Source organism: Tahibacter harae (genome assembly GCF_024437735.1).
Classification (GTDB): domain Bacteria; phylum Pseudomonadota; class Gammaproteobacteria; order Xanthomonadales; family Rhodanobacteraceae; genus Tahibacter; species Tahibacter harae.
Genome location: NZ_JANFQO010000002.1, coordinates 70,836 through 92,563, shown reverse-complemented (window position 1 = coordinate 92,563; position 21,728 = coordinate 70,836). Strand labels below are relative to the sequence as shown.

General features: G+C 69.9%; 8 protein-coding genes. 4 read left to right on the top strand and 4 right to left on the bottom strand.

Annotated features, from left to right (window positions below; genetic code table 11):
• Window positions 1-57: 57 nt before the first annotated feature.
• Window positions 58-1,218: a hypothetical protein gene (locus tag NM961_RS02245; RefSeq protein WP_255910773.1), complete on the top strand. Its 1,161-nt coding sequence runs from the start codon at window positions 58-60 to the stop codon at window positions 1,216-1,218.
• A gap of 58 nt (window positions 1,219-1,276) precedes the next feature.
• Here NM961_RS02245 and NM961_RS02240 read toward each other — a convergent pair whose 3' ends face one another.
• Window positions 1,277-1,861, bottom strand: a complete 585-nt coding sequence (locus NM961_RS02240; RefSeq protein WP_255910770.1) for a TetR/AcrR family transcriptional regulator — start codon at window positions 1,859-1,861, stop codon at window positions 1,277-1,279.
• Between the two features lie 55 nt (window positions 1,862-1,916).
• Here NM961_RS02240 and NM961_RS02235 point away from each other — a divergent pair, with 55 nt between their 5' ends.
• Genes NM961_RS02235 through NM961_RS02225 form a run of 3 tightly spaced genes read left to right on the top strand, consistent with a single transcriptional unit; the run spans window position 1,917 to window position 15,878 of the window.
• On the top strand, window positions 1,917-3,539 hold the full coding sequence (locus tag NM961_RS02235; protein WP_255910767.1) for a PfaD family polyunsaturated fatty acid/polyketide biosynthesis protein: 1,623 nt from the start codon (window positions 1,917-1,919) through the stop codon (window positions 3,537-3,539).
• Window positions 3,536-9,547, top strand: coding sequence for a type I polyketide synthase (locus NM961_RS02230; RefSeq protein WP_255910764.1), 6,012 nt, complete (start codon window positions 3,536-3,538; stop codon window positions 9,545-9,547). The genes NM961_RS02235 and NM961_RS02230 overlap by 4 nt, the downstream gene beginning before the upstream one ends.
• Before the next feature lie 4 nt (window positions 9,548-9,551).
• Window positions 9,552-15,878: a polyketide synthase gene (locus tag NM961_RS02225; protein WP_255910761.1), complete on the top strand. Its 6,327-nt coding sequence runs from the start codon at window positions 9,552-9,554 to the stop codon at window positions 15,876-15,878.
• 120 nt (window positions 15,879-15,998) lie between these two features.
• Here the strand turns inward: NM961_RS02225 and NM961_RS02220 are convergent, their stop codons facing one another.
• The 3 genes from NM961_RS02220 to NM961_RS02210 all read right to left on the bottom strand — a co-directional run bounded on the left by NM961_RS02220 (window position 15,999) and on the right by NM961_RS02210 (window position 21,727).
• Entirely contained in the window at window positions 15,999-16,391 is a 393-nt protein-coding gene (locus NM961_RS02220; RefSeq protein WP_255910758.1) for a nuclear transport factor 2 family protein, read from the bottom strand.
• A gap of 370 nt (window positions 16,392-16,761) precedes the next feature.
• Complete coding sequence (locus NM961_RS02215; protein WP_255910755.1) at window positions 16,762-17,826, bottom strand: M35 family metallo-endopeptidase; 1,065 nt, start codon at window positions 17,824-17,826, stop codon at window positions 16,762-16,764.
• Window positions 17,827-18,070: 244 nt separating this feature from the next.
• Window positions 18,071-21,727, bottom strand: a complete 3,657-nt coding sequence (locus NM961_RS02210) for a DUF4132 domain-containing protein (protein ID WP_255910752.1) — start codon at window positions 21,725-21,727, stop codon at window positions 18,071-18,073.
• Window position 21,728 lies beyond the last annotated feature (1 nt).

Here is a 21,728-nt window from a genome sequence, read left to right as displayed (position 1 = left end):
AACCCTGACGCGCTAGACTGCGCGGCGGCGCGCGCCGGATGGGAAGGAGCAAGCTGGATGAGCAGGGCGTTTTCGTGGTTGTCGGCGGCGCTGTCGCCGGCGCAAGTACTCGCGGCGTTGAACCTTGAGGACACCGGCACCGCCGTGGGCGAGGGCGAGGGCGAGATCGCCGGCGCACCCCTGCCGCAGGGCGGCTATGTCGTCGCGGCAAATGCGTTCTGGCACGCACTGATCCACCCCGCGAAGCTGTCGGCGCTGTCGCTGGAGGCAAGCGTGGTCGGCTGCGCCGAAAGCGAAAACGCCAATGCGTCGACTGCGTTCCTGTGGCAGGACGGCAGGCAGGTCTGGCAGATCACGCATCTGCTCGATCAGGGCGCGGAACACCTCGAGACCGAAGGGGAACCGCCCAGGGAAACGGCGGCGCTGCTCAAACAGGCGATCGCGCGGCATCGCGCGGAGGGCCACGATGCCGTTTACGGCGTGCCTGCAGCCGTGGCCAAGTCCTGCACCGGCTTCCGCTACGGCGAGAATCGCGGGTTGCGTTTCACGCGGCTGGTACCGCGCAAGGGCGCGGTCGTCGCCAACGGCACCCAGATCACCTTCGGATGGCCGAATGATCGCGATGAGCTGACCGCCACGCTGGGACGTGCCTTGGAGGCAATACTGATTCCGCTGGGCTTCGAGGTAAGGCAAGCCCGCGGGGGCGACGATTTCGTCCAGACCCGCGACGACACGACGTTGACGATCTGCGGCGTCGGCTACGACGATCCTCCCTTCTTTACCTGCGACGTCCTGATTTCCGTGCGCCAGCACACGGTAGAGCGGCTGGTCGCGAGCGTCATTCCGCAGCACGAACGTTCATCGACCTGCGATCTGCGACTGGCAAGCATCGAAGGCCGCGGGGGTTTCGACATCAAATCGCTCCGGCATATCGAGGCGTTCATCAAGTTCCTCGGCAAGAAACTGCCGGTGCTGGTCGAGCGCTGCAGCCAGGTCCGCGAACTGGACCGTCTCGTGAACGGCGATCGCTCTCGCATCGACGGTATCGATTTTCTGTCCGCCGAAGGACCGATCGTGCTGGCCTGGCTCGCCGGTAACCCGAATTTCGACAGCATGGTCGCGTACGCTGACTCCCGCTACGACCGGCGCGATATCGAGGGCGATACGCCGATCGTGCAACTGGCGGAGCATTTGCGGCGGTGCGTTCCGGTGAAATAGGCGGCCAAATTTCAAGCCGTCGGCGAAGCGATCAACTTCGTCCGGTATCAGGCAGCACTCAGGACAGGAAACCTTGCTCCAGTCCGTCCAGTGCTTCCTGCCCCAGCCGCGCCAGATCGGGCTTGCCATCCTTTTCGTACCAGTAGCGCATCGTCGCGCGGATGACGCCGATGGCGGCGCCGGCCATCAGGCGTGCGCGGCGCTCGGAGGCGGCGCCGCGGCCGAAGCGGCGGTGGAACGTGGCGGCCATCGCGGTTTCCCAGTCGCGGTCGATCTCGTGCTCGCGCGCGGCGAGAGCCGGTACGGAATCGACCAGGCGCTGCTGCGCCAGGATGGCCGCGCGGTTGGCCGAGTATTCCTGGGCGAAGATTTCGCAGATCGCGCGCAGGCCGTCGACCGGGTTGGGCGAGTGGCCGGCCCCGTCGAGCAGGGCGAGGAAGCGTTCCAGGCGTTCGTTCCGGTGCGGAAACGCGAGCGCTTCCTTGTTCTCGAAATAGCGGAAGAAGGTGCGCCGGCTCACGCCGGCGTCGGCGCAGATCTCGTCGATCGTGGTCTGTTCAAAGCCGTGGCGATGGAAGCGGCGGTTCGCCGCGGCGACCAGCGCTTGACGGACTGCGGCCTTCTTGGCTTCTCGCAGTGGCATTTCCACCCCAGGACGGCTATAACGGCGTCCCCTAAAGTGCCACTGAGTGCCAGTTTTGGCTAGTGTCCCCCCGATTGCTCCCCACGCGCCGGCGTATTGGCACGGCGGCGCGCCCGCGTTCGCGCCGGCCGAGCTGGCGGCCGCCTGCGCCCAGGTGCGCCATACCGCGGTCGTGATCCGCGACGACCGCGACGGCCGGCTCGGCGTCGGGCTGGACGGCGCGCTGGTCGCCGCGGCCCAAAGCGGCGCCTGGCCGGTGCTCGGCATGCTGCCGCCGCTGTACCCCGAGTGGCTGGGCGACCGCGGCTTCGGCGAGACGCACGGCACACGCTTTCCCTATGTCGCGGGCGCGATGGCCAATGGCATCGCCACGGCCCGGCTGGTGGCCGAAATGGCGCGCGCGGGCTGCCTCGGCTTCTTCGGCGCCGCGGGCCTGTCGCTGGCGCGCGTGGAAGCCGCGGCCGATGAACTGGCCCGCGAACTCGATCCGCTCGGGCTGCCCTGGGGCGTGAACCTCATCCACAGCCCGAACGAGCCGGCGATCGAAGACGCGGTGGCGGCGCTGCTGATCCGGCGCGGCGTGCGCTGCGTCGAAGCCTCGGCGTTCATGGGGCTCACGCCGGCGATCGTGCGCTACGCGGCTAGCGGCCTCACCGTCGACGACACGGGCGCCATCCGGCGCCGCCATCGCGTGCTGGCCAAGGTCTCGCGCGAGGAAGTGGCAAAGCAGTTCATGGCGCCGATGCCGGCCGCGCTGCTCGACGCACTGGTCGCGCGCAACGAACTCACGCGCGCCGAAGCCGAGCTGGCCGCACGCATACCGCTGGCCGAGGACATCACCTGCGAGGCGGATTCCGGCGGCCACACCGACAACCGTCCGCTGGCCGCGCTGCTGCCGACCATCATGGCGCTGCGCGACCGCATCGTCGCGGAGCAGCGCTACGCGCGGCCGATCCGCGTCGGTGCCGCCGGCGGCCTGGGCACGCCGGGTGCGCTGGCGTCGGCCTTTGCGCTGGGCGCGGCCTATGTGCAGACCGGCTCGGTGAACCAAGCCTGCGTGGAATCGGGCCTCGGCGCCGGTGCGCGGGCGATGCTGGCGCAAGCCTCGATGGCCGATGTCATCATGGCGCCGGCGGCCGACATGTTCGAGCTGGGCGTCGATGTGCAGGTCCTGCGCCGCGGCACCCTGTTCGCGATCCGCGCGAAGAAGCTCTACGAGATCTACCGCGCCTATCCGTCGCTGGAAGCGGTTCCGGCCGCCGAGCGGGCGAAGATCGAGAAAGACATGCTGCGCGCCAGCTTCGACGAGGCCTGGGCCTCGACGCGCGCATTCTGGTCCTCGCGCGATCCCTCCCACGTCGCACGCGCCGAATCCGATCCGAAGCACCGCATGGCGCTGGTATTCCGTTCCTACCTGGGCCTCTCCAGCCGCTGGGCGATCGACGGCGTGAGCGAGCGGCTGACCGATTACCAGATCTGGTGCGGCCCCGCCATGGGGGCGTTCAACACCTGGGCCGCGGGCAGCTTCCTCGAAGCGCCCGAGAGGCGCACCGCCGTGCAGGTCGCGCTGAACCTGCTCGAAGGCGCCGCGGTGCTCACGCGCGTGCAGCAGCTGCGTACCTTCGGCTTGGCCATTCCGCCGTCCGCGTTCGATTTCCGTCCGAGGCCCCTCGCATGAGTTCACCGCAGCGCCAGCCAATCGCCATTGTCGGCGTCAGCGCGATCTTTCCCGGGTCGCACGACGCGAACGGCTTCTGGCGCGACATCCTCGCCGGCAAGGATCTGCTGACGGACGTACCGGCCACGCACTGGCGCATCGACGACTACTACGACGCGGATCCGGCGGCACCCGACAAGACCTACGCCCGCCGCGGCGGTTTTCTCGCGCCGATGGATTTCGATGCGCTGGGCTGGGGCATACCGCCGGCGACGATTCCCGCCACCGATACCTCGCAGCTGCTCGCGCTGATCGCGGCGCGTGCGGTGCTCGAAGATGCCGCGCGCGAGCAGTTCGAGACCATGGACCGCTCGCGCATCTCGGTGATCCTGGGCGTCACCAGCGCGCAGGAGCTGCTGTTCTCGCTGGTATCGCGCCTGCAGCGCCCGGTCTGGCAGAAGGCGCTGCGCGAAACGGGGCTGCCCGAAGACGAAGTGCAGGCCGCCTGCGCGCGCATCGCCGCGCAGTACGTGCCGTGGCAGGAAGCCTCGTTCCCTGGCCTGCTCGGCAATGTCGTCGCCGGGCGCATCGCCAACCGGCTGGGCCTGGGCGGCACCAACTGCGTGACCGATGCGGCCTGCGCATCGAGCTTTTCCGCGATCCAGATGGCGGTCAACGAACTGCAGCTGGGCGATTCCGACCTCGTCATCAGCGGCGGCGTCGATACGCTCAACGACATCTTCATGTACATGTGCTTTTCCAAGACGCCGGCGCTGTCGCCCAGCGGCGACTGCCGGCCATTCTCGGACCAGGCCGACGGCACCATGCTCGGCGAAGGGCTGGGCATGGTCGCGCTGAAGCGCCTCGCCGACGCCGAGCGCGACGGCGACCGCATCTACGCGGTGCTGCGCGGCGTAGGCACCTCGTCGGACGGCCGCGCGAAGTCGGTGTACGCGCCGGTGTCGGCGGGGCAGGCGGTGGCACTGCGCCGCGCCTACGCCCAGGCCGGCTTCGGTCCCGCGACCGTGGAGCTGGTCGAGGCGCACGGTACCGGCACCAAGGCCGGCGATGCGGCCGAGTTCGAAGGCTTGCGCAGCGTCTATGCCGAAGCGGATGCCGCGCGCACGCAGTGGTGCGCGCTGGGGTCGGTGAAAAGCCAGATCGGCCATACCAAGGCGGCCGCGGGCGCCGCCGGCCTGTTCAAGGTGGTGATGGCGCTGCACCACAAGGTGCTGCCGCCGACGATCAAGGCCGACGTGCCCAACCCCAGGCTGGAATTGCCGCAAAGCCCGTTCTATCTCAATACATCAGCGCGGCCGTGGATCCGCGCCGCTTCGCACCCGCGCCGTGCGGCGGTCAGCGCCTTCGGTTTCGGCGGCTCGAATTTCCACCTCGCGCTGGAGGAATACGCCGGCCCGGCGCCGCGCGCGGAGCGGCTCGCGACGCAGTCGCACGAACTCGTTGCGCTGAGCGCACCTGGCGCCGCGGCGCTGATCGAACAGATTACGCAGCTGCGGCAATCCTGTGCGGGCAATCTGCCGTTGCCCTCGCTCGCACGCGCCTCGCGCGATGCGTTCGACCACAGCGCCGCCGTGCGCCTCGCCGTCGTCGCGGCCAGCACCGCCGAACTCGACGGGCGGCTGGCCGCCGCGCAGACGAAGATCGCCGCCGGTCCTGCGCTGCCGTTCCAGCTGCCGGACGGCACCAGCTACGGTGTGGGCGCACCCGAGGGCGCGCTGGCGCTGCTGTTCCCGGGGCAGGGCAGCCAGTACGCCGGCATGGGCGCCGCCGCGGCGATGCAGTTCGACGCGGCCCGCGCCGTGTGGGACCGCGCGGCCGACCTGGGCGTCCACGAGATCGTGTTCGGCAATTCGGGCGATCAGCTCACGTGCACCGAAAACGCGCAGCCTGCGCTGGGCCTGGCGTCGATGGCACTGCTTGCCGTGCTGCGCGACCTCGGCGTCGAGGGCGCGATGGCCGCCGGCCACAGCTTCGGCGAGATCGTCGCGCTGCACGCGGCAGGTGCCGTCAGCGAAGCCGACGCCCTGCGCATCGCGCGCCGCCGCGGCGAACTGATGCGCGACGCGGCGGCGGACGGCAGCGGCGCGATGTGCGCGCTGGCGTGCCCGATCGAACGGGCGCGCGAGCTGATCGGCCCGTCGCTGGCCATTGCCAACCACAACGCGCCCGAGCAAGTCGTTGTATCGGGGCCGCTGGAGGCCATCGCCGCGCTTGAGGCGCAAGGCGTGGCAGCGAAGCGTCTGCCGGTCGCCGCCGCCTTCCATTCCGCCCAGGTAGCGCCCGCGTGCGCGCCGTTCAGGGAGTTCCTCGCCACCATCGCATTCGCCGCGCCGCGCGTGCCGGTCTACGCGAACGCGCACGCCGCGCCGTACGCCGGCGATGCCGGCGCCGTCCTCGCGCAGCAGATCGCCCAGCCGGTGCGCTTCGTGGAAACCATCGAAGCGATGTACGCCGCGGGCGCGCGCTGTTTTGTCGAAGTCGGCCCGAGCACGGTGCTCAAGGGGCTGGTCGGCGCGATCCTGGGTACGCGCGCGCATCGAGCGATAGCCCTGGATCGCAAAGGCAAGTCCGATCTGGAACCGCTGCTCGCGGGTATCGCACAGCTCGCCGCCGCGGGCCATGTGACCAGATTGCCGGCCCTGTTCGCCGACGTGCGCGTACCGGCGCCGCCGGCGATGCACAAACACGGCATCGCGATCAGCGGCAGCAATGTCGGCAAACCCTATCCGCCGGCGGATCCGTCGCAGCTGCCCGCTCCCAATCCGCCGCGTGCGGAATCCGCACCCGTTGTCGAGGTACGCACCGTGAAAGAAGAATCGCCGCTGTCGCCAGCCTGGCTCGCCGCGTTCCAGGAGGCGCAGCAGCAGACCGCGAACGCGCACGCCGCCTATCAGCGCGCGCTGAGCGACAGTCATGCGCAATACCTCAAGCTGGCCGAGAGCGCGATCAACGGCCTCACCGCGCTGCTCGGCGCGGCGCCGGCCGCCGCAGTCGCGGCTCCGGTCGCAGCCGCGCAGAGCGCCGCGCCGCTGTCGCCGGTTCCGCCGCCGGTCGCGGCGGCCATGCCGGCGCAGCCCGCCGTGCCGCCGCCGGCCCCGCCTGCACCTGGCGCGCCGCCGGCGATTGCTGTCTCCGCCGCTCCAGCCGTTGCGACGCCCGTTGCCGCGCCGGCACCGGCGTCCGGCGCCGACCTCGCCGCGCTTCTCATCGCCGTCGTCGCCGAGAAGACCGGCTATCCCGCGGAGATGATCAATCTCGACATGGATCTCGAAGCCGACCTCGGCGTCGATTCGATCAAGCGGGTCGAAATCCTCGCCGCGGTGCACGCGCAAGGCGCGCTCGTCGTGCAGGCCGATCGCACAAAGATGAGCGGCATGCATACATTGCGGCAGATCGCCGGATACCTGCAGGGCGGAGCGGCGGCCGCAATCCCCGCCGTCGCACCATCCACCGCCGCCCCGGCCGCCGCCGACATCGCGGGAATCCTGCTTGGCGTCGTCGCCGACAAGACCGGCTATCCGGTGGAGATGCTGGATCTGTCCATGGACATCGAAGCGGACCTCGGCATCGACTCGATCAAGCGCGTGGAAATCCTCGCCGCGATGACCGGGCACGTACCTGGCATCGCGAAAGACCGCGCGCCCCCGGCGGCAATGCATACGCTGGCCGACATCGTGGCCTACCTCGGCGCGACCCCGGCGCCGTCTGCCGCGGCAGCGTCGCCGGGCGCCGAGGTGCAAAAAGCCAGGCCGACGCGCCGCGCCGAGCTTGGCCGCTTCGTGCTCGAACTCATGCCCGCGCCCGCGGCCGGCTTTGCCGCGCCGGGGCTGAGCGACGGCGCGCCGGTGTTCGTGCTCGGCGCTGCGGGCCTGGATGCCGCGGTTGCGGCCGCGCTGCGCAGCAACGGTGTCGAGGCGCAGGCGGTGGAGGCCTTGCCTGACGGCGCAAAGCGCTGTGTCTACCTGGGCGGTCTGCGCCCGGTCGAGGATGCGGTGCAGGCGATGGCGGTCAACCGCGATGCCTTCGTCGTCGCGCAGCGCCTGGCCGGCGTCGACGATGCGCTGTTCGTGACCGTGCAGGACACCGGCGGCCATTTCGGCCTGCGCAATGCCGATGCGCGCCGCGCCTGGCTGGCGGGCCTGCCCGCGCTGGTCAAGACCGCGGCGCTGGAATGGCCGCGCGCGACGCTGAAGTCCATCGACGTGGAGCGCGGCGCGCGCGACGATGCGGCGCTTGCGGAGGTCATCGCCGGCGAACTGCTGCGCGGCGGCGGCGAGATCGAGGTGGCCTTGCCCGCCGCCGGCGGCCGCTACACGCTGAAGAGCCTGGCGCGCGCGGTACGTCCCTCGGTCGCCGCGATCAACGCCGGCGATGTCGTCGTCGTCTCCGGCGGTGCGCGCGGTGTGACTGCCGCCTGCATCGTGGAATGGGCCAAACAATGCAAGGCGCGCTTCGTGCTGCTCGGGCGCACGCCGCTGCGCGAGGAAGCCGCCGACTGCGCCGGCGTCGACGACGAAGCGCAGCTCAAGCGCATCGTGCTCGCGCGCGGTGCGGCGCTCACGCCGGCCGAACTGTCGCGCGAAGTGGATCGCATCCTCGGCGCGCGCGAGATCCGCGCGACGTTGGCCGCGATCCAGGCCCAGGGCGCGCAGGCGCGCTACGAATCGGTCGCGGTCGACGATGCCGCCGCGCTCGCCGCCACGCTGGAGCGCGTGCGTCAGGACTGGGGCGCGATCGCAGGTGTCGTACACGCCGCGGGCGTACTCGCCGACCGCCGCATCGCCGACAAGACGCTGGCGCAGTTCGACCTCGTGTTCGGCACCAAGGTCGGCGGGCTGCGCGCCCTGCTGGCCGCGACCGCGGCCGATCCGCTGAAACTGCTGTGCGTGTTCTCGTCGGTGTCGGCGCGCTGCGGCAACACCGGGCAGAGCGATTACGCGATGGCCAACGAAGTGCTGGCCAAGGTGGTCGCGGCCGAGGCGCGCCAGCGCCCGGGCCTGCGCGCGAAGTCGCTGGGCTGGGGACCGTGGGAAGGCGGCATGGTCACGCCGGCGCTGAAGGCGCGCTTTGCCGAACTCGGTGTTCCCATGGTTCCGCTGGACGCCGGCGCGAAGATGTTCGCCGACGAAATGTGCGACTCGCGCGCCACCGATATCGAATTGGTGCTCGGCGGCGAGCCGCGCGGCGAAGCGCTGCTGATGGACGGGGCGCAGGCGCGCGTGCAGGGCGTGGAACTGGTGGTCTCGCGCGCCAGCCACGCCTTCCTGGAAGGCCACGCGGTGAAAGGCACGCCGGTGGTGCCGGTCGTGCTCGTGGCCGAATGGATGGCGCGCGCGGCGCGCAGCTTCCGTCCGGGGCTGGCGCTGGCCAGCCTGCACGAACTCAAGGTGCTCAAGGGCATCCGTCTCGGCGGGTTCGACAATGGCGGCGACCGCTGCCGCATTGAGGCGACGCCGCTGCCCAGCGAGCGCGGCGCGCAGCTGCTGATGACCGTGCGCGACGCGCGCGGCGCGCTGAACTACAGCGCCCGCGCGGAATTGCTGCCCGAACCGCCCAAGCCCAGACGCGAGGCGCCCGGCCTTACCCTCGACCCGTGGAGCGGCGAACGCATCTATCCCGAGCTGCTGTTCCATCGCAAACAGTTCGAGCTGATCGACGAAGTGCGCGGCATTTCCGACGAAGGCATAGACGCGACGGTGCGCGGCGTCGACGCGGCCGGCTGGGAAGGGGAGAGCTGGACGCTGGATGTCGCCGCGCTCGACGGCGGCCTGCAGGTCGCCGCGCTGCACGGCCGGCGCCTGCTCGGCGGCCAGACGCTGCCGACAGCCATCGGGGAACTGCGGCATTTCGGCGCCGAGCCCAGCGCCGGCCCGATCACGGCCACCGCCTATCTGCGCAAGGTCGGCAGCAGCGATACGACCACGGATATCGTGCTGACCGACCGGAGCGGCCGGCGCTACGCCGAAATGCTCGGCGTGCAGAACCACGCCTTGCCGAACGGCGCCTAGTCGCGTGTTCGCGCCAATTGCCATCGTCGGACGCGCCTGTGTGCTGCCGGGCGCGCTGAGTCCGGCCGCACTCTGGGACGCGGTCGTCAACGGGCGCGACCTGGTCACGCGCGTACCCGCGGACCGCTGGCGCCTCGCGCCTGAGCACGCGCTATGCGCGCCCGAGGCGCCGCAGCCGGACCGCGCATGGTCGGATCGCGGCGGTTATGTGCAAGGCTTCGAGACGATCTGGAACCCGCACGGCTTCGCAGTCGCGGCCGCCGAACTTGAAGGGCTGGACCCGCTGGTGCACTGGACGCTGCATTGCGCCCGCGAAGCGCTGCGCGAGACGCGAACGCCCGGCCGGGTGGGTGCGGTCTTCGGCAATCTCGGTTTCCCGACCGCGCACATGGCCGCGTTCTGCGAACAGGTGTGGAGCGGCGAAGGCGACATCGATCCGCGCAACCGCTTCATGAGCGGCGGCACCGCGGCGATGCTGGAGCGCGCGCTGGCGCTGGAGGCAGGAAGTTTCTGCCTCGACGCCGCGTGCGCCTCGTCGCTGTACGCGATCAAGCTCGCCTGCGATGCGCTGCACGACGACCGCGCCGACGTGATGCTCGCCGGCGCGGTACAGCGCGCGGACGATCTTTTCCTCCATGTCGGCTTCTGCGCACTCGGCGCGCTGAGCAAGTCCGGGCGCTCGCGCCCGTTCCATCGCGAGGCCGACGGACTGCTGCCGGCCGAAGGCGCGGCATTCCTGGCGCTCAAGCGCCTGGCCGATGCGCGCCGCGACGGCGACACCATCCATGGCGTGATCCGCGGCGTCGGCTTGTCCAACGACGGCCGCGGCAAGGGCTTCCTGGCGCCCAGCGAAGAAGGCCAGCGGCGCGCGCTCGGCGCCGCGTATGCGCTTGCGGGTGTCGAACCGGCGCAGGTGTCGCTGCTCGAATGCCATGCCACCGGCACGCCGGTGGGCGATGCCACGGAGCTGCGCAGCAGCGCCCAGGTGTTCGCCCAGGCGCGCGACCTGCCGATAGGCTCGCTCAAATCCAATCTCGGCCACCTCATTACCGTCGCGGGCGCGGCAGGGCTTATCAAGGTGCTCGAAGCCATGCGCAACCGCGTGCGTCCGCCGACCTTGCACTGCGGCGATCCCGATGCGGCCTTGCAGCAGACGCCATTCCGGCTGCTGCGCGAAGCCGAGCCATGGAGCAGCGACGGCCCGCGCATCGCGGCGGTTTCCGCCTTCGGCTTCGGCGGCAACAACGCGCATCTGATCGTTTCGGAAGATGACGCCGGCATCGGCGGCGAGCCCGCCGCCGCCCTCGCGCGTCCGGTCGCAATCGTCGGCATCGGCGCGAAGATTGCCGATGCGCCCGACCGCGCCGCGTTCGCGCGCGCGCTGTTCGAGGGACGCGCAGAAAGCGGCGAGGGTGCGGATGCCGGCGCCCGCGCGACGCGCGACGGCCGCATGCATTCGTTTGAACTGGATATGGACGGGCTGCGTTTTCCGCCACGCGATCTCGAACAGGCGCTGCCGCAGCAACTGGCGCTGCTCGCGGCCGCGCGCGAGGCGCTGGCGGAGACGGCGCCGCTGCCGCGCGAGCGCAGCGCGGCGCTGATCGGCCTGGAGCCCGATCCGGAAGTCGCGCGCCACGGCGCGCGCTGGCGGCTGACCAACGGCCGCGGCGACGACTGGGCGGCACGGGCGCGCGCGACGCTGGTGCCGGCGCTCGAAGCAGCCGCAGTGCTGGGTTCGATGCCGAACATTCCGGCCAATCGCCTGAACTCGCAGTTCGATCTCGGCGGCCCGTCGTTCACGCTGCAGGCCGGTGCTGCGTCGGGCACGCAGGCGCTGCGCATCGCGGCGCGTGCGCTCGCCTGCGGTGAGCTGGATGCGGCCATCGTCGGCGCAGTCGATTTCGGCTGCGAGGCGGTACACCGTGCGGCGAGCGGGGAAGCGGGCGGCGATGCGGCGGTGGTGCTGGTGCTCAAGCGGCTCGAAGACGCGCAGCGCGACGGCGACCGGGTATATGCGCTGGTCGATGAGGCCTGTATCGCTGCGACCGCAACCGCGTCGGAAGCACCGCTGCCGCAGTTGCAGGCCCTGCTGCGGCAGCGCTTCGGCTACGCCCAGGCCGCTTTCGGACTGGTGCAAACCGCTGCGGCGGCGCTGGCGCTGCACCACCGGCGCGATTTCGACGGCGAACCGTGGCTTTGCGCCGCGCCGCGCCGTGCGGCGGGTCTCGTCGAAGCCCCGGCGCATCCGCGCCGCGCCGAACAGGCTGTCGCGCGCCTGTACTGTTTCGCCGGTGCCGACAAGGCCGCGGTGATCGCCGCGCTGAAGCAGGACCGCCGCAGCCTGGACGGTCCGGCGCGCTGCGTACTCGTCGCGACCGAAGCGGCGCTGGACGCGGTACGCGCACGCGCCGTCGCCCACCTGGAAACCGGTGCGCCCGCCGGCCGCGGCGTGTTCTTCCGCGCGCGGCCGGTCGGCGGCCAGATCGCATTCGCGTTTGCCGGTGCGGGGGCGTCGTATCGCGGCATGGGCCGCGACCTGCTGCTGCACCTGCCGCAGCTGCAGGAACAACTGCGCGCGCGCAGCCGGCGCCTGGCGACTGCGCTGGCCTGGTCCTTCACAGCGGGCGACGCGCCGCCGAGCGTATTCGAGCAACTGTGCGGTTCCTCGGCGCTGTCGCAGCTGCACCTGGCGTTGAGCGAAGGCCTGCTCGGCCTGGAAGCCGATGCGTGGCTGGGCTATTCGTCGGGCGAGACCAATGCGCTGATTGCCGCGGGCGTCTGGAACGATCCCGACGCGCTGATGGACGACATGGAAGCGTCAGGGCTGCTCGAACGCGAACTCGCCGGCCGCTTCGATCTGCTGGCGCGCGCCTGGGGCGAGCCGGCCGCGTGGCAATGCTGGACCGTCGCCGCGCCGCTGGATGAGGTGCGCCGCGCGCTGGCCGGCCTGGACCGCATGCATATCGCCATCATCAACGACGATGCGAGCTGCCTCGTCGCGGGCGCCGCGGAGCAGTGCGCGCGCGTGGTCGAACGGCTGGGCGCGGCGCGCTGCCTGCATCTGGACTATTCGCTGGTGGTGCATGTGCCCGAGCTGCGCGGCGTCGAGCGCGCCTGGCTGGACGTGCACCGCCGCGCAACTTCGGCGCCGCGGCGCGGACGCATCTACAGTACCGCGAGCGGCCGGCCCTATGCGCCGGACAGCGAGGCCTGCGCGCAGGCGATCCTCGCGCAGGCCGCCGATACCATCGACATCCGTGCGCTGGTCGAGAACGCGTGGAACGACGGCGTGCGCGTGTTCGTGGAGCACGGACCGGGCGGCACCTTCGGCCGCGCGATCCGTCATGTGCTGGGCGCGCGCGAAGCGCTGGTGGTGAGCCTGGACCGCCAGGGCGAGGGCATAGAGAACGTGCTGGGCGCGACCGCGGCGCTGCTCGCCGCCGGCGTGGCGGTGGATCACGCGGCGCTGGAAGCCGCGCTCGCGCCGGTGCCGCGCGCCGGGGCCAGGCGTCCGCGCCGCTTCGACGCGCACCCGCCGCCGGTGCGCCTGCCGCCGCGCGAGGACACGTTGCAGACGATGGCGCCGGCGCCGCGGCTGCCGGCGGTCCTCGACTACGCGGGGCCCGAATGCGCGCTGCGCGAATACGTGGGCGCGGCGCTTTCCGTTGCAGCGACAACGCCCGTCGCGCCGGTCATGACGCCGCCTGCCGCAGCGCCGGCGTTTGCCGCGCCGGTCGCGCTGCCGTCCGTCGCCGCGTCGGCGCTTGCCGCGCCGCCGCCATCGCCGCGGCAGGCGGCGCATCCTGCGCTGGAGGGCATTCGCGCCGAGCTGGCGCGACTCGCCGCGGCGCAACAGGCGTTCACGGAAGCGCAGACGCGGGCGCACGGGCAGTTCCTCGCCTTGCAGGCCAAGGCGACCGAAGCGCTGCTGCGTGCGGGACGGCAGGGCGCGTCTGCGCTCGCGGTCCCGGCGCTGCTGCCAGCCGCGGCGGGACAACCGCAGAACGGCCCCGGCGGGCCAGACAAGCCGCGGCAGGTCGAGCAGGCATCCGGCGGCGCTGTCGTCCACGCGCCGGCGCCGGGGCAGGCAGGGGTGCAGGGGCGCCTGGCTCCTGCTGCCGCAGAGGCGGCGGAGCGCACCGTGCGCTTCACACGCGCGGACCTGCTGGTCCACGCCGACGGCAATATCTCGCAGATCTTCGGTGCGCAGTTCGCCGCACAGGACGGCTTCCGGCGCCAGGTGCGCATGCCGCGTCCGCCGCTGCTGCTGGCCGATCGGGTGACCGCCTTGCACGCCGAGCCGATGAGCATGGGCACGGGTTCTATCACCACGCAGACCGATATCGGCGCCGAACCGTGGTACCTGCATCAGGGCCGCATGCCGGGCGGCGTGATGGTCGAGGCCGGGCAGGCCGATCTCATGCTGATCTCCTGGCTTGGCGTCGATGCGCTCAATCGCGGCGAGCGCGTCTACCGCCTGCTCGGCTGCGAACTCACCTACCACGGCGAGCTGCCGCGCGCGGGTGAAACCATCACCTTCGATATCCATCTCGACGGACACGCCGCCCAGGGCGACGTGCGCCTCATGTTCTTCCACTACGACTGCATGAATGGCAGCCGCAGGCAACTGACGGTCAGGAACGGCCAGGCCGGCTTCTTCACCGATGCTGAACTCGCCGGCTCGGCGGGCTGCCTGTGGACGCCGGAAGGGCAGGAGATTGTCCCGAACCCGCGCCTGGATCCGCCGCGCGCGGTGAGCGGGCGCACCCGTTTCGACCGCGCCGCGCTGGAAGCGTTTGCGGACGGCGACACGCATGCGTGTTTCGGCGCCGGGTTCGAGCTTGCGCGTACGCACACGCGCAGCCCGCGCATCCAGTCCGGCGACATGCTGCTGCTGGACCGCGTGAGCGCGTGCGAGCCGCGCGGCGGTCCCTGGGGACGCGGGTATCTCAAGGCCGAACTCGACATCGACCCGTCGCGCTGGTTCTTCGACGGGCATTTCAAGAACGATCCGTGCATGCCCGGCACGCTGATGCTGGAAGGCTGCCTGCAAGCGCTCGCGTTCCATCTCGCCGCCTGCGGCTACACGCTGGAGCACGATGGCGCGCGCTTCGAGCCGGTGCCCGAACTCGCCTACAAACTGCAATGCCGCGGCCAGGTGATTCCGAGTTCGCGGCTGCTGGTGACCGAGGTATTCGTCGAGGAGATCGCGGCGGGACCGGTGCCGACGATCTGGGCCGATCTGCTGTGCACGGTCGATGGATTGAAGGCATTCCATGCGCGGCGTCTTGCGCTGCGCCTGGTACCGGATTTCCCCGCCGCGGACAGCGAGGGCCTGCTGGCGTCGGCGCTGGGCCGCCCGTCGCGCGCGTTCGGCGCCCTGTACGAGCGCTTCGACGGCACGCTGCGCGCACCGCGCCTGCCGGCACCGCCGTACCTGTGCATCAGCCGCATCGCGCACGTGGAAGGTACGCAGGGCGAAATGCGTTCCGGCGCGCGCGTCGTGGCCGAATTCGACGTGCCGCGCGACGCCTGGTATCTGGATGCCGCCGGCGCCGTGCCGTTCGCGCTGCTGCAGGAAGCCGCCTTGCAGCCGTGCGGCTGGCTGTCGAGCTGGGCCGGCTGCGCACTGGCGAGCGAAGAAGAGCTGCGCTTCCGCAACCTGGACGGCCGCGGCACGCAGCACTCCGAATTGCGCGGCGGCGAGACGCTCAGCACGCATGCCACGCTCACCTCGGTCGCGGCGTCCGGCGGCATGGTCATCGTCGCGTTCGACGTGCGCTGCACGGTCGGCGCGCGCGAGGTCTACACGCTGAAGACGGTGTTCGGCTTCTTCCCGCGCGCCGCGCTCGCGGCGCAGGCCGGCCTGCCGCGCAGCGAGCCGCACGAGGCGCTGCTGCGCCGCGAAGCGAATGCCGCGCGCGAACTCGAAGGCCTATCGCCGCTGCGCATGATCGACCGCGTCGAAGGCGTCTGGCCGGATGCGATCCGCGCGGGCAAGCGCGTCGATGCCGGCGAGTGGTTCTTCAAGGCGCATTTCTTCCAGGATCCGGTGCAGCCTGGTTCGCTCGGCGTGCAGGCAATGCTGCAGACCTTGGAACAGTGGTTGCGTACGACGCGCAGCGCGGCAGAGGGTGTCCCGGCGCCGCTGCTGGGACGCGAACACACCTGGAAATACCGCGGCCAGGTACTGCCCCACCACGGCGCCGTGGCGATCACCCTGCAGGTGACCGAATCCGGTCCCGACTATGCCGTCGCGGATGCCAGCCTGTGGGTCGACGGCGAGAGGATCTACGAGGCCAGCGGGCTCGGCCTGCGTCTTCACGGTTGAGGACGAAAGCAATGGCAGCCGCCCTGTCGATCACGCCGCGCAGGGCCGGCAGGCGCGGCGTATAACCTGACCTGGCCCGGTGCGAACCACGCCGGTCCGCACCGCCAATGACCCGGCTGGCTACGGCTGGCCTTGCTTGTCCTGCTTGTTCGTCTCGGTATGGACGGCGGCCAGCCATCGGCCATCGCGTCGGACCCAGGTGGTGCTGTCCAGGCACACCATTTCCTGAGGCTGGCCGTTCATTTCAACCGTCTGCGCCACTTCATAGGTGGCAACCGCCACATCCGCCGCGGGAAACAGGACTTTTTCCTGGGAGAAGGAAAAGCCGGTAAGTTTCGCCGGGCCTTCCTCGGCCATCGTGATGTATTCGGCCGGGCCGAAATGGTGGATGCCGAACATGGACACGCTGGCTGCCGTATCGGTCAGCAATGCGGCGGCTTTTTTCGGCGTCCCGTCCACCAGGGACTGCCAGAATTCTCGCTCCAGCTTCATGATGTCGGCGGCATTCGTCATGTCGTTCTCCGGGTGGTGGGAAGCCTGAAGATTGGCCGCGTGCGCCTGAGCCTGTGCTTGCCGGTCGCTGCCGTTCTCGCGGAATACACGGAAATCCGCGGAGCAAACGCCATGCGCGGCTTTTGTGCATTCGACACGTTATGAACAACTGCGCAACCAGGCTCTGCCGGGGAATCCGCAGGAACGCGGGCAAGTCTGGTTGCTGGAGCGCATAGGCGACATGAAGTGCTGCGCGCGTCGATACGGCCCCGGCCGTTGGCGCTACGGACGATGCGAGGTTGAGCGGAGTCTGCGGTTGCCGCACCGCCCGGCGAACCGGGCGGTGCGATCCGGGTACCTGCGGGCTATATGCCGGGCCCGGCCAGCGCCCTCAGTTGCCGTTGTTCGCGTTGTTGGCGAAGTAGTGGTAGTTGTCGGCATTGCGCGCTGCCGACGCCGGATTGCTGAGCGCGAGGTTGTGCGAGTTCGTCGTGCCGTAGGTCACATCGTCGGTATTGGCCACGACGTCGAAATGGCTGACCTCGTGCACGAGGATGCTGCCCTTGGAATAGGGCGCGCCGGCATTGGGATAGCCCCAGTACGACGAGCACAGGTGAATGCGGTACGGCTGGTTCGGATAGACGTACGCAATCGCGCTCGGCGCAGCCGGACAGGTGCAATTGAACACGAACGGCTGCGACGACAGCGCGTTGTAGATGCGCGTGAAGTTCGAGCGCACCGTCGAATAGCGCGATGCGTTGTAGGCGCCGAACCACCAGGTGTAGCGCGTGCCCGTGCTGCCGGCATTGAGGTAGTTGCGCGAACTGTTCGCGTAGCTTGTCGCCTGCGTGCGCGCCGCGGGCATGGCGTTCTTCTGCGTGGTCGAGCAGCTTTCGTAGCTGTTGGTCGCGGCCAACAGGCCGGGGCCGGCCTTGAGCGCCGGTGCGTCGAACGCATCGACCGCCGTGTCGACGTGGATCGAAGTCGCTGCGGCGCGGTCGAAGTCGAGATAGCCCACATCGAGGCCGCCCTTCGCCGACTGGGCGACTTCGGCGATCACGTCGCGCGCATCGCGCGCATAGCGCACTTCGTACTGGCCGCCCGCTTTCATGTCGTAGTAGGCCGTAAGGTCGATCTCGGCCGCGAGCGTCGCGCCCGGTGCCAGCTCGACGTAATCGGCCGCCGTCGGCGCCGTACGCATGGCCAGAATGCCTTCATAGGCCACCGGCTCGCCATTCTTTGTCACCTGGAACAGCTCGCCGGAAAGGCCGTCCAGCGGCGTCTGCCAGCGCAGCACATGCAGGGTGCGGCCGGTGTGGTTGGTCAATGCGTAGTGGATCTTGCCGCTGCCGTAATCGCTCTTGGCAAGCGGTCCGGACAGGGCGACGTCTAGCCCGGCCGCGCTTGCCGAGCCCAGGAAGCCGAGCGCAACCATACCTGCGAGAATTCTGTACATTGGTTTTCCTCCCCAAAAACATGCTGTTGATGGTGAATATCCCGGGCGCACAGTCCCCCGTGACCATGGGCCCAGTGTGGAAAACACGAAAAAGCAAGGATGTTTGTATCAGGGGCGATATAGCTGGAAGGAATACCGCGAAGAACGGGCGCGACGGCAAGCCGAGTCGGGCTGGTGCTGCTGTGACGCCGGGACGGCGGCAGGGACGCGAAAGCCGCCCTGACTCATCGGTCCAGGCGCCGCCTCATACCCCGCAGGTTTTCGCCCACTGCGGATCGAAGCCCTTGCCCTCGGCCGCAAGCTGGCGCAGATCCTGGTAACACTCCGACAGCAGCAGTCCGGGAACCTCGCCCAGCGTCAGGCTTTCGCGCAAATCTCCTTCGACGCGCTCGAATTTCAGGCTGAGCAGGGCGACCGGCTTGTTTTCTTCCGGGAAGCTGCTGCCGCTGAATTCGATCACGGCGGTGATGCCAAGGCCGCGATAGGTCCTGGTGTATTCGGTGAACCAGCTTTCGCCGTGGTTGGCCCGCGCGTAGCCCAGTTTCTGTGCGCGGCTGCGCAACGTGAAATTAGGTAATACGTAGCCTTCAAAATCCTTCAGCTCCTGGGCCTGCTGCAGATCGGCCGGCAGGCGGTAGACGCCGCGGCCGAAAAGCGGGAACAGCGGCACGACCTTGTAGTCGCTCAAGTGCTGCTGCCAGCGATCGGCCAGCGCCGCAGGCAGGGTGAAAGCATGTGCGATGCACACCTTGGCCGTGTCGGCCACGGTGACCGTGTTGTCGTCGATGTCGGTCAGGGAGCCGTCGCCCAGCGGCCGGAACGTCGTCCGCACTTCGCCGCCCTCGACCACGGCCCATACCAGGCATTCCACCAGGTGGCGCGCTATCGGGTGCTGCAGGAGATAGCGCTTCCAGTCCTCGAACGGCCATTCGCGCTGGGTGCAGAGGGCTTCGTAGAAGCGATCGGTCTGCTGCGCCAGCGTCGTCTTCAGGGTCTTCTTCGCCTCCGACCAGCTCTTCTTCGATTCCTTGGCCAGGGCTTCGTCATCGTCCTTGCGCGGGTCGGGCAGGGCGGCGAGCGTCTTGCCGTCGCTGTCCTGCAGCCGGATGCTCAGGTCCGGCAGCAAACGTGCGACGAATTCGCGATCGCCGTAGCTCAAGGTCATCGTGCCTGTCTCATCGAAGCCGGCTGCGGGAATCGTGCGGTCGGCCAGTTCGGCCACGGTCCAGCCGCGGCGCTCGGCCAGGGCTTCCACCTGCAGGGCGGCTTCTTCCTGGATGCCCTTGGTGCGGAAGCGGTTGCCGACGGCGAGCAGCAGCTGCACGGCGGTCGGGTGCGCGATCCAGGCCAGCATCGCGATCAGCGCCTTGCAATGCGCGGCGCGCGTGCCGTAATAGTCCTTCAGATAGCGCGCCACCACCGGTACGGCGCCGCCGCCCGCGCAGGCGGCGGCCAGTGCGAGCATGCCCTTGCTGGCGATCGCGCTGCCTTCGGGCTGACTGAGGTATTTCGGCAGCAGCGCATCGTATAACTGTTCAACCGTATGGTTCAGCTGCGGGCTGCCGGCGTAGTACTGCGGGTTCTGCGCGATGAACCGGTGCATGTCGCGCGCGCGCTCCTGCGCGGACTGCCGGGCCAGCGCTTCATTGATCGGCCGGGTGTCAGCGCGGATCCAGGCTTCCAGCAGGTGCTGGCCCAGGGCTTCGCGGCTGCGCGGTTCGAACATCGCGCAGTACTGGCGCAGCAGGGCATGCGGTTCCGGCGTCTTCTGCTTCACCGCCTGGATGACCATGCCGCGAATGAGTATCGGGTCGACTGCTTCTGCGGTATCCGCCCAGGTCACGCGGGGCAATGCTTCCCAGTCGAATCCGTCGAGTTCCTTGCCGGCGCCCTTGGCCCAGGCTTTCTCCGCGTCCTTGGCCAGGGCCTTGCGATCGACGAAGGGCGCTGTGCTGCGGCCCAGTGCGATCAGCGTTTCCAGCAAGGCGCCCTTGGCTGCTTCCTGCTTTTCGGTCCTGGCGGCCTTTTCCAGCGCGGGCACTGCGGCTTCCAGCCCCAGGTCGCGTATCCACGCGGCCGCGGCGGCGCGGACTTCCGCCTTGCCGTCCGACAGCGCGGCGATGACATGGGCATCGCGCTGGGGCAATCGTGCCAGCACATCCCGGGCAGGGCCGCGCTGCGCCTTGGGGCCGGTCAGCGCGATCTCCAGCAGCCACGCGACCAGCTCCGGCGGCACCTGCGGCAGCAGGCCCAGCGCGCGGAAGCGGGCGCTGTGGTCTGCGGTCGGGTGGTTCTGCACCTTCCACTTCAACTCGTGCGCAACCGCGTTCAAGTAGTGGGCGAAGAACGGCCACAGGTCCTCGGCGCTGCGTTCGCCGGGACGGATCCGCTCGCGCACATTGCCGAACGCAGACAGCAGCTTGTCCGTGGGCACGCCCAGTCCGGCCAGCGCGAGCGCGTATTCCAGCATCGCCGGCTGGCCGGTACGGCGTCGCAGCTTCTCCACGGCCTCGATGCCGTGATGGTTCAGCCAGCCAGAACGATTCACCAGCAGCTCGAAGAAGCGATACAGCTTGAGCAGCAGCACCAGCGATGTGCCGTCGCGTTGCGCCAGATTTTCCAGCGCGCCGTGGACGGCCTTTTCGGCAATGTGGTGCAGGGTTAGGGTGGCTGTGGGGTTGGGCTCGGCCGAGGCGAGGTAGTCGCGCAGCTGCCGCCGTGTCTGCGCCGTGATCGCCGGCGCGCGGTAGTTCTCCTGCGTGACCCGGGCATTGCCCTGGTCGATGGCGTCGTCGACCTCGCGCCAGAAGGTATCCAGCACGGCCGCCAGCGCGGGATCGTCCGGCACGCTCCAGTCGATCACGGGAACGGTATAGGCGTTGACCGGGCCCTGGGCGGCGGCTTCGCGCGCTTCCCATTCCGTGAGCAGCGCCTGTACCGAGGTAGCCTTGTCGGCGCGCGTGGTGTCGCGCACGAAGTCGCGCAGTACCGCATCGTTGCGCCGGCGCGCGATATCGTCGAGAAAGCGCAGCGCCTGCACGCGCTGGTCGGGTTTCGACCGGAGTGCGGTCTGGCGCAGGAAGGGCAGGGCAGCGTCGATGATCCGCCAGGCCAGTCCCTGGGCCAGGCTGCTCACCTGCTTGCTCGATGCACATGACAGCTCGGCCAGCGGCGCGGCAAAGGGCGTCAAGGCTTCGGCGGTCAGCGGCGTCAGCAGGGTCAGCACGTGCAGGCGCTGGGCTGCATCGGCGGGCGCAAGGTGCGGCACTATCAGATCCGCATAGCGCAACGCCGCGGCACCGAAATCGCACAGCGCGCCCACCGCCCTGGCGCAGGTCTCCGCCTGCCGGTGATGCTCCAGCGGCGTCGCGAATGCGGCCACCACCAGTGCGGACGGCGGCAGGCCGTCGGCGGCGAGGGCGTTTTCAAACACCACCGAGGTGATGCGCCGGTACAGCGGCCGCTCCGGCCACAGGCGCGCCCAGCCGATCATCTGATGCAGCAGCGCTTCGGCCCAGCGCGCCCGCGGCGGCACGTGCAGCGCGCCGGACCAGTAATACGGATTCTCCAGCACGGCGGCGACGATCTCGCCCCAGCGCACCAGCATCGCCGGGGCCACAGCCGCGACGTGTGCATAGACCGGCTCCAGCGCCCGTGTCCAGGTGGTGGCGCTGTTGTCGAGCAGCAGCTTGGACAGTGCGGCGTGCTTGCCCAGGGTCGCCGGCAGTCCGGCGGGCTCGCCATGGGCAATGTAGCGCGCGACATCCGCGAGCGGGACCGCCTCGGTAAGGCGGCCCTGGTCGTCAGCTGCGGGGGCGAGCAAGGCCGTAAGTGCGCCCGGCCATTCGGCCGACGTGATCGCGGGCGCGCCGGCCGATGGTTCCGCTGTGTCTGCTGTCATG